At 71.4% G+C, this 6162-nt stretch carries 2 protein-coding genes; both read left to right on the top strand.

Going from position 1 to position 6162, the window contains the following annotated elements; all coding sequences use genetic code 11:
* A partial coding sequence (locus tag G6020_RS12755; RefSeq protein ID WP_182610879.1) for an SDR family NAD(P)-dependent oxidoreductase occupies positions 1-3153 on the top strand: 3153 nt, incomplete at its 5' end.
* Positions 3150-6162: type I polyketide synthase (locus G6020_RS12750; RefSeq protein WP_182610878.1), on the top strand; the 3013-nt coding region annotated here is incomplete at its 3' end. The genes G6020_RS12755 and G6020_RS12750, both read left to right, overlap by 4 nt.

Here is a 6162-nt window from a genome sequence, read left to right as displayed (position 1 = left end):
ATAGCGGCCACGACGACCAAGGGCCGCGATCACTTCGAGCACCGCGCGCTGGTGACCGGGTCCGCGGCGGACCTGGGTGCCGCCGTACGCCGGGTGGCCGAGGGACAAGACTCCGGGTCCGCCCGGGTGGGGGAGGTCGGCGTGACGCGCCCGCGGGTCGCCTTCGTCTTCCCGGGCCAGGGGGCCCAGTGGGTCCGGATGGGCTCCGTCCTGCGGCGGGAGGAGCCGGTCTTCGCCGATGCACTCGACGAGTGCGCCGGCGCACTCGACCGGGTCGCCGGGTGGTCGCTGATGGACCTGCTCGACGGGGAGGACGACGAGTGGGTCTCCCGGGTCGACCGGGTACAGCCGGCACTGTGGGCGGTCATGGTGGCGCTCGCCCGCACCTGGTCCGGGTGGGGAGTGACCCCGTACGCGGTGGTCGGTCATTCGCAGGGCGAGGTCGCGGCCGCGTGCGTCGCCGGGATCCTCTCTCTGGACGACGGAGCCCGGATCGTCGTCGAGCGGTCCGCCGCCGTCGCCGCCCTGACCGCGGCGGACGAGGCCGTCGACAGCGGGATGCTCTCGGTGTCGCTGGGCGCGGAGGAGATGCGCGCGCGACTCGCAGAGGACGGCCCCGTCGAGATCGCTGCGGTCAACTCGCCGCGATCGGTCGTCGTGGCCGGGCCGGTCGACGCCCTCACCGAGTTGGGTGAGCGGCTCGACGGGGAGTCGGTTCGGAACAGGTCGGTGCGGGTGAACTACGCCTCCCACACCTCGCAGATCGACCGGATCGAAGGGCGGGTCCGCGAGGCGTTGGTCGGTATCGAACCCCGTGGTGGGACCGATTCGACGCTGTTCGTGTCCTCCGTGACCGGGACCGTGACCGATCCCACGGACCTCACGCCGGGGTACTGGTACCGGAATCTGCGGAGCCGGGTCCGCTTCTCGGACGCGATCGACACCGCGCTCGACCGCGGGTGCACGGTGTTCATCGAGATGAGCCCCCACCCGATCCTGGCCACGGCGCTCGAGGAGAGCTTCGAGGCCGCCGCGGTCGAGGCGGTGTCGGTCGCTTCGATCCACCGGGAGGAGGGTGGGCGCGCCGATCTGCTCACGTCCCTGGCCGACTCGGTCCTCGCCGGCGTCGAGCCGGACTGGGACGAGGTGTGCCCCGGGCCGATGGTCCAGCTCCCCACCTACCCGTTCCAGCACCGGCGGTACTGGCTCGAGGGACCGGCCCCCACGCGCGCGACCGGCATTCCGGAGAGCGGGCGCAGGTACGCGGTGGCGTGGGAGCCGGTCGAGCTCCCCGTGGCCGCGCCCGGCGGGGTGTGGATGATGCTCCGGCATGATTCCGACGGGCTCGGTGAGGTCCGTCTGCGGACCATCCGGTCGTGTTTCGGGTCGGCAGGGCCGGAACTCATCGAACACGCCGCGACCACGGAGGAACTCTCCGACGCCGACCTGCTGGCGTCGACCGTCCAGCGGGTCTCCGGGGGACGAGAACTGGCCGGGGTATTGCTGGCCGCGACCGTCGAACCGGACAGCGGTGACCGGATGCACCCGTCCCATCCCGACTCGCTCCCGGCGGCGATGTGGTGGGTCGTCACGGCGCTGAACGCGATCGCGCGGACGCCCGGGGAACCCCGGGTGTGGGCCGTGACGGGCGAGCCCACCCCGGCGTCGGGCGCGGTGTGGGCGTTGGCTCGGACGGGCGGATTGGAGAGCCCGAACAGGTGGGGAGGTCTCGTCGAGCTCGGTGAGACGTTCGACGGACCCGCGCTCGGACGGGTACTCGCGGCCGACGCCGATGCCGGTGAGGACCAGGTGCGGATCCGCGGGCACGACATCGAGGGTCGTCGGTTGGTGGTCGACCGTTCGCACCGGTCCCGGTGGGATCTCGGCGGGTGCGCACTCGTCGTCGGTGGCACCGGGGGAATCGGCCGCCAGGTGGCGGCATGGCTGGCGAGCCGGGGCGTCACCACCATCGCCACGGTGTCCCGCAGCGGCGGTCGGGCGGAGGACGTCGAGAGGCTGTCGACCGAGCTCGCCGGACTGGGGGCCGAACTGAGGACGTTCGCGGGCGATGTCGGTGACGAGAACCGACTCCGCGAGATCGCCGGGACCCTCGCCGGGGACGGAGCACCGGTGGGTTCGGTGTGGCACCTCGCCGTCGGCGGCACGCTGGAACCGCTGGACGAGCTCGGGATCGAGTCCGCGGCGCAGACCTGCCGGGCCAAGGTCTCGGGGGCTCGGGCGCTGGACAAGGTGTTCGGCGATCCGGGTGTCCCGATGATCTTCTTCTCGTCCATCTCATCGATCTGGGGAAGCGGCCGGCATGGCGCCTATGCCGGCGCGAACGGCTACCTCGACGCCCTCGCGGCCGCGCGTACGGGCCGGGGTCTGCCGACGGTCTCCCTGGCGTGGGGGTTGTGGGACCCCGGGGCCTCGGGAGCCGGTGGACGTGCTGCGGACTACCTCGAGGACCGCCTCCGCGCACAGGGCCTGCCGTTCATGGACCCGGCCGACGGGCTGGCGGAACTCGACGACGTCCTCGGTGAAGGGGATCCGCTGGTCTGCATCAGCGAGGTCGACTGGCCGACCTTCCGCGAGGTGTTCGAGTCGGCTCGACCGACCCGACTGTTCGCCGGTCTGGAACGCGGGGCGGCCACGGCGCCCGAACCCGAACCGGAGCCTGATGACGACGGTGGCACCGACCTGGTCAGACGCCTGGCCGCACAGGGTGGTCCGCAACGGGCCCGGACCATGATGGGCGCAGTCAAAAGCGAGATCAGCTCGGTGCTGTCGATGCCCGCCGATGAGGTCTCACCCCGGCGGGCCCTGCGTGACATGGGCTTCGACTCACTCACGGCGCTCGAGCTCCGTCGCCGGCTGCAGCGGTCGACCGGACTCAAGCTCCCCGCCTCGATCGCCTTCGACCATCCGACGGCGCAGCGACTCGTCGACTACCTACTGGCGCGCGTCCAATCGGAGGCCCTGGGGGAACGGGATGCGGATCCGGTCGCCGAGACCGGACGCATCGCGGACCCCGCCGGGGTGGAACCCGGCCCGCCCCCTCCGGAGGCCGACGACGACATCGACTCCCTGTCCATCGACGACCTCATCTCCCGCGTCGGCGGATCCGATTCCGATCAGAGGACCAGTTCATGACGGACGACAACAGCCGCCTCATCACCGCTCTCCGACGTTCCCTGAAGGAACAGGAGAGTCTCGCCGCTCAAGTCGCCGACCTGCGCCGCCGGGCCGACGAACCGATCGCCGTGGTCTCGCTCGCCTGCCGCTACCCGGGGGGGTGTGACAGTCCCGAGCAGCTGTGGCAGTCGGTCCTCGACGGTGATGACCTGACCTCCGACCTCCCCGTGAACAGGGGATGGGATCTGGATCAGCTCATCGATCCGAGCGGGGAGCGTCCGGGGTCGAGCATGACCGACCGCGGGGGATTCCTCCACGACGCCGACCGGTTCGACGCGCAGTTCTTCAACATGTCACCGAACGAGGCCAGGGCGACAGACCCACAGCACCGGCTGTTGCTTGAGGCCGGCTGGGAAGCGTTCGAACGCATGGGGCTGACCCGGGACGCGCTGTCCGAATCGGCCACCGGTGTCTACATCGGCGCCGCCTACCAGGGGTACGGACAGGATTGGTACGAGGCGCCCACGGAGCTCCTGGGTCCGCTGGTAGCGGGCATGTCGACCAGCATCATGTCGGGCCGCATCGCCTACCATCTCGGCCTGCGGGGGCCGGCCCTGACGATCGACACCGCCTGCTCCTCCTCCCTCGTCGCGATCCACGAGGCGGCCAACGCGCTGCGTCGAGGGGACTGCGAGCTGGCGCTGGCTGGGGGAGCCGCGGTCATGGCCGCGCCGATCTCGCTGGTGGGCTTCACCCGGCAACGCGGCGTGGCGGCAGACGGCCGGTGCAAGGCGTTCGGGGAGGCCGCCGACGGGATGGGACTGGGTGAGGGCGTCGGTGTGATCGTCCTCGAGCGGCTGAGCCGTGCCCGGGAGCACGGGCATCCGATCCTCGCGCTGATCGAGGGGTCCGCCCTCAACCAGGACGGGGCCTCGAACGGGATCAGCGCCCCCAGCGGCCCCGCCCAGGTGGAGGTGATCCGGGCCGCGGTCGCCTCCGCGGGTCTCGCGGTGTCCGACATCGACGCGGTCGAAGCCCACGGGACGGGTACCAGGCTCGGGGACCCCATCGAGGCCAACGCGCTGATCGAGGCGTACGGATCGGAGCGCGGCGACGCCGCGGAGCCGCTGTACATCGGTTCGCTGAAATCCAACGTCGGTCACGCCCAGGCCGCCTCGGGCGTGGGTGGCCTCATCAAGATGATCATGGCGCTGCGACACGGGTGGCTCCCCGGCTCGTTGCATGCCGATCCGCTGACCCCGCTCATCGACTGGGAGGGCTCCGGTGTGGAGGTCCTGACCGAGGGTCGGGCCTGGAGCCGGCGCGACGGCGCCCCCAGACGATGTGGCGTCTCCTCGTTCGGCCTGAGCGGGACCAACGCACACATCGTGCTCGCCGGGTACGAGCCCGAGGAGGAGACGGAGGGCGGCGATCCCGAGCCCGGTGACGATCACGGATCGTCGGTGCTCGGAGACGACGCCCCCGTCATGTGGGTCCTGTCGGCGCGCAGCGATGACGCTCTGCAGGCGCGGGCCGCCGAGCTGGTGGAGCGGCTCGCCGCCGAACCGCACCCGGATATCCGGTCCATCGCCCACAGCCTGCTCCGGACACGGAGCGTGGACGAGCATCGTGCCGTGGTGATCGGAAGGACCGCGGAGGAGCTCATCGACGGCCTCCGTGGACTGGGCGACGGTCGGCCCGGTCCGGCGGTCGTGCGCGGCCGGGCGACGGGGACCCCGGACACCGTCCTGATCTTCCCCGGCCAGGGTGCCCAGTACGCGGGCATGGGGCGTGAACTCATGGACCGCTCACCGGAGTTCGCGGCGTCGATGGCGGAGTGCGCCGCGGTGTTGGAACCGCATCTCGGCACCGATGTCCTCGCCCTGTTGCGGTCCGGGGACGAGTCGTGGCTCGACCGGGTCGAGCTCGTACAGTCGGCTCTCTGGGCGGTGATGGTGTCCCTCGCCCGCCTGTGGCTCGCGAGCGGCCTGCGTCCAGCGGCGATCGTCGGCCACTCCCAGGGGGAGATCGCCGCGGCGGTGGTAGCGGGTGTCCTGACGCCGGAGGACGGCGCACGGGTCGTGGCGCGACGGGCCCTGGCACTGCGCCGGATCGTGGGCACCGGTGGCATGCTCGCGGTTCGCGCCGCGCCGTCGCGTGTGGGAGAGATCTGCGACCTCGACCGCGGGGACCTCGCGGTCGCCGTCCAGAACGGGATGGCGACCTCGGTGCTCGCGGGTCCGGACGAGGCCCTGGACCGGGCCGAGCAGGCACTGTCCGCCGAGGGCGTCGACAGCCGGCGGGTGAGCGTCGACTACCCGTCCCACTCGCCGTCCGTCGAACTGCTGCGGGACGAGTTGCGCGAGGCGCTCCGGGACGTCGATCCCGGGCCGGCGGAGCTGGCCCTGTACTCCACCGTGTCGACGAACCTGGTCGACGGTCCGGAGATGGACGGCGACTACTGGTTCGACAACCTCCATCACACCGTCCGCATGGCGGAGGTCGTCGAACGGTTACGCACCGACGGCATCGAGCGAGGGATCGAATGCAGTCCGCACCCGGTGCTCATCGGTGCTCTCGACATCGAGGGTCAGGAGACGCTGCGACGCACCGAGCCGGGGATCGACGCCTTCGTCAGAGCGCTCGCGACCGCGTGGGCCGACGGTGCGGAGATCGACCTCGGCTTCGTCGTGCCCCGGACCCCGCACACCATCGAACTGCCGACCTATCCCTTCCAACGGAGCAGTTTCTGGTTGGCCAGTCGCAGCACCCGCCGCCACGAATCCGAATCCGCCGGCCGGTCCTACGCGGTGAAATGGCAGCCACAGAAGGTCGATTCCGCGGGTGACCGCGGAATAGGTTGTGTGCTCTCCGTCGCAGGGACGGTGGACGGCGGGCTCGCCGCCGCGCTCCGCGAGACGTTCGGTGGCGGGTACCGATCGCTCGAGTTCGCACCGGGGGTGGGCGCCGACGAGCTCGGCACGCTCCTGTCGGCCGTCGACCCCGCCGTTCCCGTGCTCTCGCTGC

The sequence above is a fragment of the Dietzia sp. B19 genome, from assembly GCF_014145155.1.
In the GTDB taxonomy this organism is placed as follows: domain Bacteria; phylum Actinomycetota; class Actinomycetes; order Mycobacteriales; family Mycobacteriaceae; genus Dietzia; species Dietzia natronolimnaea.
This window is presented reverse-complemented; position numbering and strand designations above follow the sequence as displayed.